Source organism: Nocardioides sp. LHG3406-4 (assembly GCF_049897745.1).
GTDB lineage: Bacteria > Actinomycetota > Actinomycetes > Propionibacteriales > Nocardioidaceae > Nocardioides.
On the sequence record NZ_JAFCWV010000002.1, the window covers coordinates 1,033,611 to 1,050,565 of the forward strand.

General features: G+C 72.5%; 14 protein-coding genes. 8 read left to right on the forward strand and 6 right to left on the reverse strand.

The features are described 5' to 3' along the window. Window positions 1-6 precede the first annotated feature (6 nt). Both ACP7BP_RS11080 and ACP7BP_RS11085 read left to right on the forward strand, forming a co-directional pair. Window positions 7-1,704: a DUF1800 domain-containing protein gene (locus tag ACP7BP_RS11080; protein WP_426244653.1), complete on the forward strand. Its 1,698-nt coding sequence runs from the start codon at window positions 7-9 to the stop codon at window positions 1,702-1,704. A gap of 5 nt (window positions 1,705-1,709) precedes the next feature. After that, window positions 1,710-2,948: a DUF1501 domain-containing protein gene (locus ACP7BP_RS11085; protein WP_426244654.1), complete on the forward strand. Its 1,239-nt coding sequence runs from the start codon at window positions 1,710-1,712 to the stop codon at window positions 2,946-2,948. Between the two features lie 81 nt (window positions 2,949-3,029). Here the strand turns inward: ACP7BP_RS11085 and ACP7BP_RS11090 are convergent, their stop codons facing one another. Together ACP7BP_RS11090 and ACP7BP_RS11095 are read right to left on the reverse strand one after the other, a co-directional pair. After that, window positions 3,030-4,028 carry an NAD-dependent epimerase/dehydratase family protein gene (locus ACP7BP_RS11090; RefSeq protein ID WP_426244655.1) on the reverse strand — a complete coding sequence of 333 codons (999 nt, stop codon included), beginning with the start codon at window positions 4,026-4,028 and terminating at the stop codon, window positions 3,030-3,032. A 122-nt stretch (window positions 4,029-4,150) separates the two neighbouring features. Further along, a complete protein-coding gene (locus ACP7BP_RS11095) occupies window positions 4,151-5,113 on the reverse strand; it encodes a TIGR03557 family F420-dependent LLM class oxidoreductase (protein ID WP_426244656.1) in 963 nt (320 codons plus the stop codon). A 106-nt stretch (window positions 5,114-5,219) separates the two neighbouring features. On the opposite strand from ACP7BP_RS11095, the gene ACP7BP_RS11100 reads away from it, so the two are divergent. The 3 genes from ACP7BP_RS11100 to ACP7BP_RS11110 are packed head-to-tail and all read left to right on the forward strand — an operon-like array spanning window position 5,220 to window position 8,164. Continuing rightward, window positions 5,220-6,650 carry an FAD-dependent oxidoreductase gene (locus ACP7BP_RS11100; RefSeq protein WP_426244657.1) on the forward strand — a complete coding sequence of 477 codons (1,431 nt, stop codon included), beginning with the start codon at window positions 5,220-5,222 and terminating at the stop codon, window positions 6,648-6,650. Between the two features lie 25 nt (window positions 6,651-6,675). After that, window positions 6,676-7,086 carry a YjbQ family protein gene (locus ACP7BP_RS11105; RefSeq protein ID WP_426244658.1) on the forward strand — a complete coding sequence of 137 codons (411 nt, stop codon included), beginning with the start codon at window positions 6,676-6,678 and terminating at the stop codon, window positions 7,084-7,086. A 31-nt stretch (window positions 7,087-7,117) separates the two neighbouring features. Beyond that, a complete protein-coding gene (locus ACP7BP_RS11110) occupies window positions 7,118-8,164 on the forward strand; it encodes an App1 family protein (protein WP_426244659.1) in 1,047 nt (348 codons plus the stop codon). Window positions 8,165-8,215: 51 nt separating this feature from the next. Here ACP7BP_RS11110 and ACP7BP_RS11115 read toward each other — a convergent pair whose 3' ends face one another. Next, the gene (locus tag ACP7BP_RS11115) at window positions 8,216-9,640 is read right to left on the reverse strand and encodes a glycoside hydrolase family 16 protein (RefSeq protein WP_426244660.1); all 1,425 of its coding nucleotides are present in this window, start codon (window positions 9,638-9,640) and stop codon (window positions 8,216-8,218) included. A 130-nt stretch (window positions 9,641-9,770) separates the two neighbouring features. Between ACP7BP_RS11115 and ACP7BP_RS11120 the strand changes: the two genes are divergently transcribed. The 3 genes from ACP7BP_RS11120 to ACP7BP_RS11130 all read left to right on the forward strand — a co-directional run bounded on the left by ACP7BP_RS11120 (window position 9,771) and on the right by ACP7BP_RS11130 (window position 11,876). Beyond that, window positions 9,771-10,085, forward strand: a complete 315-nt coding sequence (locus tag ACP7BP_RS11120; RefSeq protein WP_426244661.1) for a hypothetical protein — start codon at window positions 9,771-9,773, stop codon at window positions 10,083-10,085. Window positions 10,086-10,154: 69 nt separating this feature from the next. After that, the gene (locus ACP7BP_RS11125) at window positions 10,155-11,126 is read left to right on the forward strand and encodes a GlxA family transcriptional regulator (RefSeq protein WP_426244662.1); all 972 of its coding nucleotides are present in this window, start codon (window positions 10,155-10,157) and stop codon (window positions 11,124-11,126) included. Window positions 11,127-11,240: 114 nt separating this feature from the next. After that, the gene (locus tag ACP7BP_RS11130; RefSeq protein ID WP_426244663.1) at window positions 11,241-11,876 is read left to right on the forward strand and encodes an HD domain-containing protein; all 636 of its coding nucleotides are present in this window, start codon (window positions 11,241-11,243) and stop codon (window positions 11,874-11,876) included. Here ACP7BP_RS11130 and ACP7BP_RS11135 read toward each other — a convergent pair. Genes ACP7BP_RS11135 through ACP7BP_RS11145 form a run of 3 tightly spaced genes read right to left on the reverse strand, consistent with a single transcriptional unit; the run spans window position 11,848 to window position 16,903 of the window. Then, entirely contained in the window at window positions 11,848-14,406 is a 2,559-nt protein-coding gene (locus ACP7BP_RS11135; RefSeq protein WP_426244664.1) for an AMP-binding protein, read from the reverse strand. The genes ACP7BP_RS11130 and ACP7BP_RS11135 overlap by 29 nt on opposite strands. Beyond that, complete coding sequence (locus ACP7BP_RS11140) at window positions 14,403-15,449, reverse strand: ABC transporter ATP-binding protein (RefSeq protein WP_426244665.1); 1,047 nt, start codon at window positions 15,447-15,449, stop codon at window positions 14,403-14,405. The genes ACP7BP_RS11135 and ACP7BP_RS11140 overlap by 4 nt, the downstream gene beginning before the upstream one ends. Next, window positions 15,446-16,903: an ABC transporter permease gene (locus tag ACP7BP_RS11145; protein ID WP_426244793.1), complete on the reverse strand. Its 1,458-nt coding sequence runs from the start codon at window positions 16,901-16,903 to the stop codon at window positions 15,446-15,448. Before ACP7BP_RS11145 ends, ACP7BP_RS11140 begins: the two co-directional genes overlap by 4 nt. Between the last annotated feature and the right edge of the window lie 52 nt (window positions 16,904-16,955).

Here is a 16,955-nt window from a genome sequence, read left to right on the forward strand (position 1 = left end):
GGTGACGTGCACTCCCCCGCCGACCCGACGACGCTGGACGCTGTCGCGTCCCGCCGGGCGGTGCTGACCCGGGTCGCCGCCACCGCGGGCCTGGTCGTCGCCGGCTCCGGAGTCGACCTCCTCTCCCCCGCAGCCGCGGCCCGGAGACCGGAGCGGCACGGCCGCGGCAAGCACCACCACCGCGACCGGGAGCCGGGCAAGGGCGGCCACGGCAAGCATCCGAGGAAGAGCAAGAAGGCTGGGAAGCGGGCGCGCTCGACGGCGTACAGGAAGAAGACGGTCGTGCTCGCGACCGCTGACCGGCACCTCGTCGGTCGGTTCTCCTACGGCGTCACGCCAGCGCTGGCCAAGCAGGTCGAGAAGGCCGGCGGAGCGCGGGCCTGGTTCGAGCGGCAGCTCGAGCCCGCGTCCATCCCCGACGGGTACGCCGACGGCCTGAAGGCGTGGTGGCCCGGACTCGCCAACGGCCCGCAGCTGCTGTGGGCCAACACCCAGAGCGGCGTCGAGCCGGGGTGGGAGGTGATGCAGGACCTGCAGCGCTGGGTGCTGATGCGACGCATCCACTCCCAGCGCCAGGTGCTCGAGGTGATGACGGAGTTCTGGGAGAACCACCTGCACGTGCCGGTCAACGGCGACGGCTCGTTCACCTACCGGGTGGACTACGGCGAGCTGGTGCGCCGACACGCTCTCGGGTCGTTCGTCGACCTGCTGACCGACGCCGTCACGCATCCGGCACTCGGCATCTTCCTCGACAACGCCGTCTCCACGCGGCGCGCCCCGAACGAGAACCTCGGTCGCGAGCTGCTGGAGCTGCACACTGTGGGTCGCGGCAACTACGACGAGAGCGACGTCAAGGACTCCGCGCGCATCCTCACCGGGTGGCGCGTCGACACCTACAAGACGTGGAGCGCCACCTACGTCCCCACGGACCATGCCACCGGGCCGGTGTCCGTAATGGGCTTCTCCGATGCCAACGCGTCGAGCGACGGTCGCGACCTGACCCGGCGCTACCTGCGGTACCTCGCGCTCCATCCCGCGACGGCCCAGCGGATCTGCCGCAAGCTGGCCGTCAAGCTCGTCCGCGACGAGCCGCCGCAGACGCTGGTCGACCAGCTGGCGGCCGTCTACCTCGCCAACGACGGCCGCGTCGTCCCGGTGCTCCGGGCGCTCGTCGGGTCGTCCGCCTTCGCCGGCTCCGTGGGCGCCAAGGTCCGCGACCCCGGCGAGGACGTCGTGGCGACGTACCGCGTCCTCGGCATCCGACCGTCCCGGCCGACCAGGGACGAGGATGCGGCCAACGCGATCCTGTGGCAGGTCGGCAGCCTCGGCGCGCTGCCCTTCGGGTGGGCGCGACCCGACGGCGCCCCGATCGACAACGCGTCGTGGGCGACCACGTCCCGGATGCTCGCGGCGTTCGACGTCCACTACTCCCTCAGCGGCCAGTGGTGGCCCTCGACGGGGGCGACGTTCACCTCGCACAGCAGGTGGCTGCCGCAGCGGCAGATCCGCTTCGACCGGCTCGTGGACCACCTGTCCCGGCAGCTCCTCCAGCGCCCCGCGTCGCCGACGATGCTCACGGCGTGCCGTGAGGCCGTGGGCGTGGGCCGCAAGACGGTGATCACCCGCAAGCACGACCTCGTGAAGTGGGGGATGCCGCGCCTGCTCACCACCCTCCTCGACTCCCCCACCCACATGAGCCGGTGACCGCCATGACCGAACCCACCTGCTGCACGGAGTTCGCCCGCGTCTCGCGCCGCGGCCTGATGCTCGGCACTGCCGGCGTCGCCGGCACCGCGATGATGTTCGGTGCGTCCCAGGTCGCCACCAGTGCGTACGCCGCAGCGCCGGCACCAGCGGTCCTCGTGGTCCTCTCGCTGCGTGGCGCGGCGGACGGGCTATCGCTGGTCGTGCCGCATGCCGACCCGGTGTACTACCAGGCTCGGCCGCGCATCGGCGTGCCGTCCGCGCGGCTGCTCGCCAAGGACGGCATGTTCGGCCTGCACCCGGCGCTAGAGCCGCTGCTGCCGATGTGGACCGCGGGCAGTCTCGCCGCTGTGCACGCCACCGGCCTGCCCGCGCCCAACCGATCGCACTTCGCCGCGATGGAGGAGGTCGAGGACGCCGCGGCAGGCTCCACGACGCGCAACGGCTGGCTGAACCGGATGATCGGCCTCGACGCGACCAGCTCGCCGCTCCAGGGCCTCAACCTCGGCGACGCCGTGCCGCCGACGTCGCTCTACGGGCCCCAGCCCTACATGTCGGCCACCGACCTCGACGGCATCACGATCGCCGGCGACGACAAGTGGGACACGGGCAACGGCCGGCGTCGCTCGCTCAACACGCTGTGGGGCCAGGACACCTCGGCGCTCGGTGCCACGGCGCGGGCGACGTTCCAGGCTGTCGACGAGTTCGCGCCCGTGGCCGCAGTGGCCAAGGCGGGTGCGGCGTACCCGGACGACGACCTGGGCAACGCGCTCGAGCATGCGGCCCGGGTCATCCGCGCCGATGTCGGCGTGCAGGTCATCACGGTCGACCAGGGCGACTGGGACATGCACACCGACCTGGGGACCCTCGAGTGGGGCCAGATGCGCACGAACGCGTCGAGCCTGGCGAGAGCGCTGGCGGCGTTCTTCTCCGACCTCGGGCCGATGGCCGGCAAGGTCACCCTGGTGACGATGAGCGAGTTCGGCCGGCGGGTCACCGAGAACAGCAACTGGGGGCTCGACCACGGCTACGGCAACGTCATGTTCGTCGCCGGCGCGGGGGTGGCGGGTGGCCGCTACTACTCGAGGTGGCCCGGGCTGAGCGGCGGACCCGACGCCGACCTGCTCGTCACCACCGACTACCGCAGCGTCCTCGCCGAGGTGGTGAGCGCCCGCTTCGGCGCGGACGTGTCCCGGGTCTTTCCCGGTTTCGCCCGCGAGCCGGTCGGCGTCATGCGACTCTGACCCGACACGAGCCGCCGGCTTCGGGGATCGCACGAACAGGGGACGTGCGATCTCCGGGGACCCGGTCCCCGGAGAATCCCGTCAGGGCTGCAGCGGCGGCAGGCCGCTGCCGGCCCGGGCGGCAGCCCCCTCGAACAGGGCGGCCAGCGCCTGGGGACCCGTGTGCTGGGGGGTCCAGCCCAGGTCCGCGCGAGCACGTTCGGTGGACATGATCGGCAGGCCCATCAGCCCGCTGAAGAGGTCGCCCGGCACCGGAGCCGCCCGCAGCGTCCAGGCCGCGTCGATGGCGTGCCGCACCACTCGCGGCGGCACCGGGAACGTCCGGGCGCCCACAAGCTCACCCAGCGCCGGACGGTCGAGGATGCCACCGCCGGCCAGGTTGTACGCGCCGGACACCGGTCGGGTCACGGCCACGCACACCGCGCGGGCGACGTCCCCCGCGTGCACCGCCTGGAACCGCAGCCCGCTGGGGACGGGCAGGACCGGGATGCGCCGCCGCTCGAACATCGCCGGGCGCGCGAGCGGGCCACCGAAGATGCGCCGCTGCTCGCTCGCCGCGGACCGCTGGAAGACGAAGGCCGGTCGGATGCGCACCGTGCGCGGGCCGGGCGAGGCCGCCTCGTAGGCGTCGAGGATCCGCTCGACGTAGGCCTTCTCCCGGCAGTACGCCGCCGACGACGCCCCGTCGGTCTGCCAGGTCTCGTCGACCGGGTCGTCGTGCGTCACGGGCGAGTAGGCGGCGACCGACGAGACGCAGACCAGCGCGGGCGTCCCGCTGCGCGCCATCGCGTCGAGGAGGCGCCGGGTGCCGACGGCGTTGGTCGCCCACGTCTCCTCCGGGCGATGGGTCGGCTGCATCTTCCACGCGAGGTGCACGACGGCGTCCACGCCGGCGACCAGGTCGTCGAGGTCGTCGCGCGACACGTCGACACACCGCCACTCCACCGTCGAGTGGGCGGTCGTGCGGGGCACGACCGGGCGGCGGCGCGCGACAGCGAGCACCTCGTGCTCCGCGGCCGACAGCTCGCGCACCACGGCGCTGCCGATGTTGCCGGAGGCGCCGGTGACCAGGACCCTCATGACCCGTCGCTCCGGGCCGGCGGGTGGGCGTGCAGCCTGTGGTCGCTCATGTCCGTCCTCTGTGACAGCCGAGCCTCTCGGTACCCGCTTCGTCATGGCGCAAACGGGGCCGCGCACCGCGGTCAGGCACCGGCCCGCTCGCGCAGCGCGGGCAGCACCTCCGCGCCGAACGCCTCGATCATCTGGGCGTAGTGGGGTCCCATGTTGGCGACGTAGAGGTCGTCGAAGCCGGCGTCGACGTACTCCCCCAGGGCGTCGACGTGCCGGTCGACCTCGGAGCCGCACGACACCGAGCCGCGCACCTGGTCCCGGGTCACCAGCGCCGCCGCCTGCTCGAAGTGCCTGGGCGAGGGCAGGACCTGGGCCAGCTCGCCCGGCAGTCCGCTGTTGCCCCAGATGCGGTGCGCGAGCTCGGCGCCCTCGTCCTCGGTGGGCGCCCACGCGACCTTGACCCCGCCCTGGGTGGGCTTCCCGCCCGACTCCTTGCGGAACCGGTCGAGCAGGTCTCGGTCGGGTGAGGTGGTGATGTAGCCGTCGCCGATGCGGGCCGCCAGGTCGGTGGCCTTCGGGCCGAAGCCGGATACGAAGACCGGTGGGGGCTCGTCGGGCAGCGTGTAGATGCGCGCGGTGTCGGCGGTGTAGTGGCGGCCGCGGTGGTTCACGAAGTCGCCCTGCCACAGCTCGCGCATCAGGCCAATCGCCTCCTCGAGCATCTCCAGGCGTACGTCGACGCTGGGCCACGCGTCGCCGAGCACGTGCTCGTTGAGCGCCTCCCCGCTGCCCACGCCGAGGGTGAACCGGCCCTCCAGCATCACGGCGCTGGTGGCCGCCGCCTGGGCGATCACGACCGGGTTGATGCGCACCGTCGGGCAGGTGACGGCGGTGGTGACCGGCAGCGTCGTGGCCTGCGAGAGTGCGCCGATCACCGACCAGACGAACGGACTCTGGCCCTGCTCGTCGTTCCACGGGTGGAAGTGGTCGCTGATCCACAGGCACTCGAAGCCGGCCTGCTCGGCCAGCACGGCCTGCTCGACCAGCTGCGCCGGGGTGTACTCCTCGCAGGACAGGAAGTAGCCGAGTCGCATGGGGTCTCCTCGCGTTGGTGACGGGTTCGCTTGGCCCAGTACCCGCCGTGGGCCGGGCCATGCCGCTCGCGCATGAGGTCTGCCCGCGGTGGGTACCCGACCCGTCGTGACCTCTCTCTGGCTCGACCGTGCCGCCCCGATCCCCGACGACGCGCTGCCTGACGAGGACGACCTGCTCGACGTGGTGGTCGTCGGGGCGGGCCTGACCGGGCTCGCCACGGCGCTCCTGCTCGCCCGTGCCGGTCAGCAGGTCGCGGTCGTCGAGGCCCGCCACGTCGGTGCCGTGACCACCGGCAACACGACGGCGAAGCTCTCGCTCCTCCAGGGCACCCACCTGTCCCGGATCAGGAGCCACCAGTCGCAGCGCGTCGCGACGGCGTACGTCGATGCCAACCGTGAGGGCATGGCCTGGCTGCTGCGCTTCTGCGACGACCACGGCGTCGCGGTGCAGCGCCGCCCGGCCGCGACGTACGCCGCGACCCAGGACGAGCGCCCGGACGTCGAGGAGGAGCACCGCGTAGCCAGCTCGCTCGGGCTGCCGGTGCAGTGGCACGACCGGCTCGACGTGCCCTTCCCGAACGTCGGCGGCACGGTGCTGGCCGAGCAGGCCCAGTTCGACCCGATGCACGTGCTGGCCGCACTGGCGGAGCAGCTCAGGGTCCACGGCGGCACGCTCCACCAGGGTCACCGCGTGCGAAGCGTCTCTCGTCGCGGGATGCCGACCGTCAGCCTGGCCGGAGGCGAGACGCTGCGCACCGAGAACGTGGTGATCGCCACCGGGACCCCGATCCTCGACCGTGGGCTCTACTTCGCCAAGCTGGAGCCCCAGCGCTCCTACGCCCTGGCGTTCCGCGGAGTCGAGCCGCCGGAGGGGATGTATCTCTCCGCCGGCTCCGACAGCCGCTCGGTGCGTGACGTGCCGGCCGAGGGCGGGCCGCTCCTGCTCGTCGGAGGAAGCGGGCACGTCGTCGGGCGGATGCGCTCCGCGATCGCTCACTACGACACCCTCCGCGACTGGACGCAGACCCACTTCCCCGGCGCGGTGGAGACGCACCACTGGTCCGCGCAGGACTACCAGAGCCACGACGGCATCCCCTACATGGGCGCGCTCCCCCGCGGTGGCGGGCGCATCTACGTCGCCACCGGCTACGAGAAGTGGGGAATGACGAATGCCGTCGCGGCGGCCCGCACCATCTCGGCCCAGATGCTGGGGCAGAAGCCGTCCTGGGCCACCACCCTGGGCCGGCGGGTCACCGGGCCGGCGGGCGTGGCGGAGATCCTGAAGACCAACGCCGGCGTGGGGGTCGCGCAGATCGGCGGCCTGGCTCGCGCCGTGCGCAACCGGCTCCCCGGCGCGGACGCGCCGGCCACGGACCCGCCGTGCACGGTGGTCGGCGTGTGCACCCACCTGGGCGGCGTGCTGAGGTGGAACGACGCGGAGGAGAGCTGGGACTGCCCGCTCCACGGCTCCCGGTTCACCGCGGACGGCGAGGTGCTGGAGGGTCCGGCGACCCGGCCGCTGCGCCGCCGGTCCTAGCCGCCGGGCTGGCACGATCGCCGTCATGGACACCGAGATCCGGCACTGCCGCACCGGCGACGCCGACAGCGTCCTCGACCTCACCGACGACTGTGCCGCCTTCGCCTCGAGCCGCGGGTCCGGGCTGCTGCACGTCTTCGTGCCGCACGCCACGGCCGGCATCGCCATCCTGGAGACCGGCGCCGGCAGCGACGACGACCTGCTGGCCGCGCTCTCCGACCTCCTCCCGGCCGACGACCGCTGGCGGCACCAGCACGGCAGCCGGGGCCACGGCCGCTCGCACGTGATGCCGGCGCTCGTCGCGCCGTACGCGACCGTGCCGGTGCTCGACGGGCAGCTCGCGCTCGGTCGCTGGCAGAGCATCTGCCTGGTCGACCTGAACGCCGACAACGGTGAGCGCGACGTGCGGCTCAGCTTCCTGGTCTCGGCCCGCTGAGGCCGGCGGACGCGTGCGCAAGACTGCGCGGATGACACCGGACCAGGGAACGCCGCGGCTGCACGTCTCGGCCCGCGTCGAGCGCCGGCTCCAGGCCGCGGTCACCGGCAGGCTCCGGCGGCGCGGTTGGGTGCCCACCGTCGTACCCGTGACCGGCTACGGGGCGGACGGCTGGACCCGCGTCCTGGCCCGGGTTGTGCTGAGGTCACCCGGCTCGACACCAGCCGAGGTCCGGGACGGTCGAGGGTGGCGACGCTTCCTCGGAACCGCGGCACCCGGCGTATCCGTGACGGTCGAGCTGGGCGAGCGCACGCATGTCGTCGTCAGTGACGACGGCGGCTACGTCGACGCCCGCCTGGAGTCGGACCTGCCCCCCGGCTGGCACACCGCGCGCCTGGCGACCTCGAGCATCAGCCCGGTCGAGGTGCAGGTGCGGACCGTGGGGGCCGAGACGGCCGTGGGCGTCGTGAGCGACATCGACGACACGGTCATGGTGACGATGCTGCCCCGGCCCCTGGTCGCCCTGCGGAACGCCTTCCTCGTCAGAGAGTCTGCGAGACAGCCGGTGCCGGGCATGGCCGACCTCTACCGCGAGATCGTCGACGCCGTCCCCGACGTCTTCGTCGTCTACCTCTCCACGGGTGCGTGGAACACCGCCCCCGCCCTGGGTGGGTTCCTGCGGCGGCACGGCTACCCACAGGGGCCGCTGCTGCTCACCGACTGGGGCCCCACCCCTACGGGCTGGTTCAGGTCCGGGCGGGAGCACAAGCGCGAGCAGCTGCGCCGGCTGATCGACGAGCTCCCACACGTCAGCTGGCTGCTGGTCGGCGACGACGGCCAGCACGACCCGTCCCTGTACGCCGAGGCGGCGGCCGCGCACCCGGAGCGGGTCCTCGGCGTGGCGATCCGCCAGCTGAGCGGCACCGAGCAGCTGGCCACGCACGGCACCTCCGCCCCGAAGGACGGCGACGTGCTCAGCGCGGGCGTCCTCCCCGAGGGGGCTGTCTGCGCGCCCGACGGGTTCGAGCTAGCCCGGCTGCTGCGCGCCCGCGGGGTGATCCTGCGCCGCGAGGACTGACTGCCGACGGCTTGAGGCGCCTCGGGCCGGCCCGAGGTGGTCAGGACTCGGTCAGGACTTCCAGACCCGGACCCAGTCGACGCTCGTCTTCGCAGCGAGCGTCTCGGGCGTGAGGTAGCGCAGCTCGTAGTTGGACGTCAGCATGCTGAGCACCAGGTACTCGTCGGCCTGGCTGATCCGCTGGCTGGTCCGCCAGAACTCACGGCCGTCGACCCGGAAGACGTACTCCTGAGGGGTCCACTCGAGGGAGAAGACGTGGTAGCTCGTCGACCAGCTGTCGCCGGTCGGCTTCATCAGCGACGTGGGCTTGAAGAGGTCGCCCAGCTTCTCGTTGTTGCCCGCGCTGTCGAGGGTGTGGATGAACCCGCCGACCGCGTCACGAGGTCCGCCCTCGCCGAAGAACTCCGCGACGTCGACCTCCGCACCCCGCGCCGGGTCACCGGGGACCTTGCCGCCCTCGGGCAGGATCCAGAAGCAGGAGTGCGCGCCCTGGGGTGCGGCGAAGCGGATTCTCGCCGCGACGTAGCCGTAGCGGTAGGTGAACGACTTCTGCGTCGCCACCTGGGTGTTCAGCAGGTACGGCGAGTCGCCCTCGCCGTACGCCGACGTGTAGTGGCAGTTCTGGCCCGCACGGGTGGTGTCGTAGCCGATGCCGAGCTCGAGGGTCTCCCCCGTCATCGCGCGCACCGAGGGGTCCTGCCGGGCGCAGGTGCGGATCCCGGTGTCGTAGCTGTAGCTCTCGGTCTGGTCCTGCCAGAGCGCCGGGTTCAGGGTCGGGCCGGAGAACGTGTCCTCGAAGGCGGGCTTCCACTCGCGTGCGGTGACCTGGTCCGTCGTGTACGCCGGAGCCCCGCCGGCCGCGACCGTGACCGCTCGGTAGGTCTTGCCCGCGCTGGCCTCGAAGACCGCGTAGCCGGAGCGGTCCTGGGGTGCGGTCCGCACTGTCTCCCACCCGCCGCCCCTCTGCTGCTGGAGCTGCACCGTGCGGCCGGGCCGGGCGGGCGTGAACCCGGCCGAGACGATGGGTCCCTCGGCGGGCGCCGAGGGCGTCGTACCCTGCTGGGCCACGGGCGGCAGCGCGGCGATCCTGCCCCTCTGCACCAGCACCGGCACGGCCACGGCCTTGGTGACGATCTTGGGCAGCTTGACCTTCGCCTTGAACCGCCGGGCGACCGCGCGCAGGTTGGCGTCGCTCCTCAGGACCACGCCACGGAACGTGAACGACTGGTTCCGGCGCGCCGTGGTCCTCGCGATGGTCACCCATCTGCTGCCCCGCTGCTGCTGCAGCCTGACGGGCCGCTTCACCTTGCTCTCGAGCTGCCCGGTGATGGAGAAGGGCACTCCCGCCATGGGCGTCGCCGTCGGCAGGTGGAGCCGACCGAACGCCGCCTGGGCAGGAGACTGGACCGCCACCAAGGTGGCCATGGCGAGCAGTCCGGTGATGAGCAGGGCGAGTGCGCGCAGGCGCGAGGTCATGGACATCCTTGGGATCTCTGGCTGGGGGGCTGGCCCCAGCCTAGGTTCGTGGTGCGGTCCGCGTGGCGGGTTTCCGAATGTGGTGGCGCTCCTGCACCCTCGGGTGGAGACTGCATCGTCAGGAGGCGGCATGGCCGAGTCACGCGTAGGTACGACGGTGCAGCGCGTCGTCGCGCTGGCCCTGCTCCTGGTCGCCGGCATCCTCAGCCTGCCCGCCGCTGCGTCCGTCCTCGACGGCCAGGGCTCGGAGAACCTCATCGTGCCGGCCCAGCTCGTCGCGATGGCGCTCGTCGGCGCACTGGTGGGCTACCTGCTGCCGGGGCTGGCCGGTGACGGCGCGACCAGACGACGCGGCGCCACGATGGGTGCGGTGGTCGGCGTGATCATGGCGCTGGCCGGGGTCGTGCTCTTCTTCCTGCTGCTCAACGGCTTCGATGGCGCCTAGCGCATCCTGGAACGAGCGGGAGCGCTACCGTGCCCGTGTCCTCTACCGTGGGATGCCGAGAGGGACACCGTGACTGCAACTGAGCCGCACGACATAGGCGTTCTGGTCTTCGACGGCACCAAGCTGCTCGACGTCGTCGGGCCCGCAGAGGTCTTCGCCGAGGCGAACCTCTACGGCGCCGACTACCGGATCTCGATGCTCTCGGTCGACGGCGAGGACGTGAAGACCTCGATCGGCGTGCGTCTGCCCGTCGAGGGCTCCGCGTTCTCGAGTGCCCGCTACGGCACGGTGCTGGTCGCCGGGGGCGAGGTGTTCCCCGCGACGCCGGTGCCGGATGAGCTGCGGGCCGCGGCCGTGCACCTCTCAGAGCACTCCGTGCGGACCGCCTCGATCTGCACCGGCGCCTTCGTCCTCGGCGCGGCCGGGCTCCTCGACGGAAAGCGGGCCACGACGCACTGGAAGCACACCGCGGAGCTGGCCCGCAGGCACGAGTCGACCGTGGTCGAGCCCGACGCGATCTTCGTGAAGGACCACACGACGTACAGCTCCGCCGGTGTCAGCGCGGGGATCGACCTGGCCCTCGCGCTTCTGGAGGAGGACCGCGGGCAGGACGTGACCCGGGAGGTGGCGCGGTCCCTGGTGGTCTACATGCAGAGGGCCGGAGGGCAGTCGCAGTTCTCGGCGACCCTGCAGGGGCCTGGCCCGCGGACCCCGATCCTGCGACGCCTCGTCGACCAGGTGAAGGCGGATCCGACCTTCCCGTACACCACGACGACGTTGGCCGAGATGGCCCGGGTGAGCCCACGGCATCTCACCCGCCTGTTCCATGAGGAGCTCGGCACGACGCCCGCGAAGTACCTCGGACTGGTGCGCTTCGACCTCGCGAAGGCACACCTCGACGCAGGCCACAGCGTCACGCAGGCGGCGGAGCTGTCCGGCTTCGGGACGTCGGAGACGCTGCGCCGCGCCTTCGTCAGCCGGCTGGGGATCTCTCCTCTCAGGTATCAGCGCCGCTTCAGGACGACCGGCTCGGCCGGCTGACTGGCTCGGATGACCGTTTCCGTGGGTTTCACGACCTTCCCAGCGGCGCGCCTCGAAGCTCGGGAGCGGAGACTTGGGAGCACAGGACAAGCACCCACGATCCAGGAGCCACCAGTGACCGAGACCATTGCAGGAGTCCAGATCCCCGACACGTCGGTGGTCAGGGATGCCACGGAGCTGATCAGGGAGACGACCACGCCTCTCATCTACAACCACTCACGCCGCGTGTTCCTCTTCGGGAGCCTGCAGGCCCGCAAGCTCGGGATCAGCCCCGACCCGGAGCTGCTCTACGTGGCCGCGCTCTTCCACGACACCGGACTCGTCCCTCCCTACCGGAGCGAGGAGCAGCGCTTCGAGCTCGACGGCGCCGGCCAGGCGCGCGCGTTCCTGCTCGATCACGGCTACTCGGAGGCTGACGCGCAGACGGTGTGGACCGCGATCGCACTGCACACGACACCCGAGGTGCCCTACCAGATGGCGCCCGAGATCGCGGCGACGACCGCGGGCGTCGAGACCGACGTCCTCGGCCTGAACCTCCACAACGTGGCCGACGAGATCAAGGCCGTGACCGAGGCGCACCCCCGCCCGGACTTCAAGCGTCAGATCCTGCAGGCGTTCACGGACGGCTTCGCACACCGGCCGGACTCCACGTTCGGCACCGTCAACGCCGACGTCCTCGAGCACTTCGTGCCCGGCTTCCGGCGTACGGACTTCGTCGAGGTCATCGAGAGCTCGGCCTGGCCGGAGTAGCCGTAGCGACCTGTCCTCTTCGACGCAGCCGACGGAGGAGTCGGAGCGTCCACGAGGTGACCGACCGGTGGCAGGCATGGGCGCCGACGCCGACCAGGATCGACATCAGCACCGCGGCGTAGGGGTGGCCGGCATCCTCGAGGCGCGGGTAGACCTGCCACTGCGTGAGATAGATCCACAGCGATGCCGCCGAGACGATGCCGATGCCGCTCGCCACCGGTCGCAGGAGCGGCACCGACCTGTTCGCCAGGAGCACCACGACCCCGACCACGACGATCGCCTCGCGCTGGCCGTCGGCGAAGAAGCCGGCGGTCGCCGCGACGGCGATCACCGCGACCAGGAGGCGCTGCCAGCGCCCCTTGGCCGCGGCCGCGGCCCATCCGAGAGCCACGCACCACAGCACCACGGTGGCGGAGTAGCGCTCGGTGGGGCCGGCGTGGATGCCCACCGTGGCGTAGCGGGCGACCAGGGTCACGCCCAGGACACCCAGGGCGGCGGTGAAGGGCGCACGTCGCTGCCACCGATCGAAGGCCGGCACCAGCGCGAGCAGCGCCGCCAGGGCGAGGTAGCCGAGCGCGACCGCCTCGATGAACCAGAACTGCCAGTTGTCGTCCCACGTGTCGCGGCCGAGGAAGCCGTTGAGCAGGAAGACGGTGGGGGTGTCGTAGGCACTCGTGAACGCCGCGACGGCTCCGATCCAGCAGATGGCGGGGACCGCCACGTGGCCCACACCGCGGAGGAGTCCACGGATGCGGCCGGCCCGGTCGGGCAGTGCCAGCTGGAAGCGGGCGAGATTGAAGCCGGCGACGGCCAGCAGCACGTGCGCGCCGCCCGCCACCATCGCGATGTCGGCGTGGGTGACGAGCACCATCACGATCGCCAGGGCGCGAAGCACGACCGACGCGTCGATCCGGACGACGAAGCGACGCCTCCCACGTGCGGCCGCGGCCAGCCGGGTCGGCGTGAGCTGGGCCCAGCCGTCGGGCAGGTTCCCGAGGGCCGAGCTCAGACGCACCGTGGCCTCGACGTACGACAGGGAGTCACCACCCAGGGTGACGAAGCTGTCGTCAACCGTGGCGTCCGGCCGGCGCAGCAGCAGGGCATAGAGGTCGCGGACCGACTCGGGCGTGACCTCCGTCGGGTGCTGCGGCTCGACCAGGCGCTCCGCCCGCTCCAGCTGCGCGACGAGGGCCGCGTAGTCGGGCTTGCCCCTGGACGTCAGGGGGAGGGCGTCGACCTTCTCGACGCCGAGCGCACCCGGGGGGAGGCTGGTGGCCTCGGCGAGCAGCGCCCGCACCCGGCTCGTCGACCGAGGCCGGTCGACGAAGGCCACCACGCGGGCGTCGTCGGCGACCACCCGGGCGGTGACCCCGCTCTCGGCCAGCCGGCTCTCGACCAGGTCCAGATCGACGCGCAGACCGAAGACCTTGGCGCGACGGGCGATCCTCCCGACGACCTCGAACAGGCCATCGGGTCCTCGGCGACCGAGGTCGCCGGTGCGCAGCTCGTCGACCGTGCGCCCGAGGCCGAGGTCTGCGGGCTCCTCGGCGTAGCCGAGCATCACGTTGGGCCCTGTGTAGACCAGCTCGCCGACCCCGTCCTCGAGCCCCGGTCCCGGCTCGATCCGCAGCGAACCACCGGGCACGGGCACGCCGATCGCCTCGGGGCGGGTCGCGACCAGGTCGGGAGGCAGATAGGCCATCCGGGCCGTGGCCTCGGTCTGGCCGTACATCACGAACAGGTCGACGCCCCGGCCGCCGGCCAGCCCGGCCCACGCCCGCACCCGTTCGGGATCCATCCGGCCGCCGGCCTGGGTGAGGTAGCGCAGGCTCGGCACGGAGCGCCGCTCGAATCCGCTGGCCTCGAGCAGCTCGAACGAGTAGGGAACCCCGGCGAGACCGGTGATCCCGTGCCGGACCGCGAGATCCCAGAAGCACTCGTCGGCCACCGACAGGTCGGTCAGGACGACGCCTGCGCCCACGGCGAGGTGGGAGTTGAGCACGGACAACCCGTAGCAGTAGTGCAGCGGCAGCGTGGTGGCAGCCCGGTCGTGCTCAGTCAGCTGGAGGTACGCCGCGATGGCCCGGGCGTTGGCCTCGATGCTCGCCAGCGACAGGCGCACCAGGCGCGGCGACCCGGTGGACCCGGAGGTGCTGAGCAGCAGCGCCAGCTCGGGATGCAGCTCGTGCGCCGTGCCGGTCCGCACCTCGTGAAGCCCGGTGGCGTCCTGGACGACGTCGGGGCGGTAGCGCTCGACCAGGTCGTGGTGGCGCCGGACGTCGCCGGGCCCCACGAGGAGGACGGGGTGCCGGCCCGCCAGCGCGGCCAGGTAGGTGACGACGGTCTCCTCGGCGTTGCCGGCCTCGAGCAGCACCAGCCGCCGTACGTCGCCGAGGACCTGCCGGCGCGCCTCGACGCGTCGGCGCAGCTCGCCGTAGGTCACCGACCCCGCGGCGCTGACCAGCGCCGTCGCCGTGTCGCGGCCCTCGAGCAGCGGCGAGCCCGCCGTGGGGAGCAGCTGCTCGGTCATGTCGCCTCCCCGACCGGGAACGCGATCACCTGGCCGGACACCGTGATGGAGACGCGGCTGCCCACCGGCGGCACGCCGTCGGCCCAGACCCGCGCGGTCACGACCGCGTCGGTGTCGCCCACGCGCGTGCGCACGGTGGCGTCGTGACCGAAGAAGCTCACCTCGACGATCTCGCCGTACACATCCGCGGAGCCGCCCTCGAGGAGGTGGACCTGCACCTGCTCCGGACGGATCGCGAGCAGCACCGGTCCCGTCGAGGGCGTGCGCAGCTCGACCTCGCCGAGGCTGCAGCTGGCCGTCGCGCCGACGGCCTGGGCCGAGACCAGCGCAGAGTTGCCGACGAACGCCGCGACCCCCGGGGTCGACGGTGAGACGTACAGCTCAGCGGGCGAGGCGACCTGCAGGAAGCGGCCGGCCGCCATCACGGCGACCTGGTCGGAGAGCGACAGCGCCTCGCCCTGGTCGTGCGTCACGAGCAGGGCCGTCGCCTTGCGGATCCGCAGCGCCCGGGCCACCGCGCGGCCGGTGTCCTCGCGCAGCGACGCGTCGAGCGAGGAGAACGGCTCGTCGAGCAGGACGACGGCCGGATCGGAGGCCAGGGCGCGGGCCAGCGCGACGCGCTGCTGCTGACCGCCGGAGAGCTCGTGCGGGAACCGCCCCACCACGCTCTGCGGCAGCTCCACAAGCTCGAGCATCTCGCCGATCTTGGCGCCCCTGCGCTCGCGCCTGGGCAGGCCGAAGGCGATGTTGGCGCGGACGTCGAGGTGCGGGAAGAGCGCCCCCTCCTGGGGGACGTAGCCGATGTGGCGCTCGTGGGCTCGCACCATCGTCCGGCCCCCGCCCACCAGGTCACGGCCGCCGAGCGAGACCGACCCGCCGTCGGGGTCGACGAAGCCGGCGATGATCCGCAGCAGCGTGGTCTTGCCGCAGCCCGAGGAGCCGAGCACCGACGTGATGCCGGTCGGCACGACGAGGTCCAGGCCCTGCAGCACCTGCGTGCCGCCGAACGACTTCGTCAGTCCGGTGATGTGCAGGTCGCTCATCGCGCCTCCCGGGTCGCGGCGCGGGCGAGCAGGACGGTGGCCGGCACGGACAGCAGGATCATCAGCACGGCGTACGGCGCTGCCGCACCGTAGGCGACCGAGGCGGCGCGCTGCCAGAAGTCGGTGGCCAGGGTGGAGACGCCCGTGGGGGCGAGCAGCAGCGTGGCCGTCAGCTCCGTGCTGATCGCGAGGGAGACCAGCGCCATCCCCGAGGTGAGCCCCGGCAGCAGCAACGGCAGCGTCACCCGGCGGGCGACCGCGCGCCCCGAGCAGCCCAGCGAGCGGGCGACGTCCTCGAGCACCGGCGGGGCCAGCTCGAAGGTCGAGCGCACGCTGACGACAGCGCGTGGCAGGAAGAGGATCGCGTAGCCGACGACCAGCAGCGGCAGGGTCTGGTAGAGCGCGGGCACCAGGCGGATCGAGATCGTCACCAGTGCCAGGGCCACGACGATCCCGGGAAGGGCGTTGGCGGGGTAGATGCTGCGCTCGACCAGCGTGCCGAGAGGACGACGGTGCCGGACCGCGAGCCAGGCCACGGGCACGGCGGCGGCGGTGGCCAGCAGCCCGCCCGCGACGGCCAGGCCGACCGTCGAGGAGGCCGACGCCCACAGGTCGCCCGCGGGGAACGTCGTCGAGTTGCCGCGCACCATCCACCGCACCAGGCTCACGAGCGGGATGCCCAACGCCAGGACGGCGAGCACGCACAGCCCCAGCACCGACGGCAACCGGACGGCGCCGAGGCGGTGCTGGATGGGGCTCCGCGAGACTCCGGCGCCGACCCGTGCATGGCGGCGCCGGCCGCGCAGGAGGAGCTCGAGGACCAGCAGCACCAGGCAGAAGAGCACCAGCACCAGCGCCAGGAGCGTGGCCGCCGGCCCGTTGAAGGTGGAGGCGTACTGCGCCAGGATCGCCGTCGTCAGGGTCGGGTAGTTGAGCAGCTGCAGCGCGCCGTACTCCCCCAGCAGGTGCAGCCCGACGAGCAGTGACCCGCCGAGCACTGCCGGGCTGATGGCCGGCAGGACGACGCGGAAGAACGCAGACATCGGCCGGTGACCGAGCGCCGCGGCGACGTCCTCGACGCTGGAGTCGAGCCGGCGCAGGGCCGCCACGGCCGGCAGGTACACCAACGGGTAGTACGAGAGGCTCACGACGAGCACCGCGCCGGCGTAGCTCTGCACGGCGTGCGTGGTCGAGACCCAGCCGTAGCCGTTGACGAACGCCGGGACGGCCAGCGGCGCACACAGGAGGCCGTGCCAGACCCCGGGGTGCGGCAGGTCGGTGCGTACGACGAGCCAGGCGGCGCCGGTGCCGATCGCGGCGCTGAGCAGAACACCTCCCACGAGCAGTCGCGCGGTGTTCCAGAGCAGCTCACCGACGCGCGGCCGCACGAGGAAGTCGACGGCGTCACCCGGGGGCAGCTGTGCCGAGGAGACGATGACGAAGCCCAACGGCATCAGGCTCAACGCCGCAACGACGAGGCAGGCGAGGACCAGCGACCATGGTGCC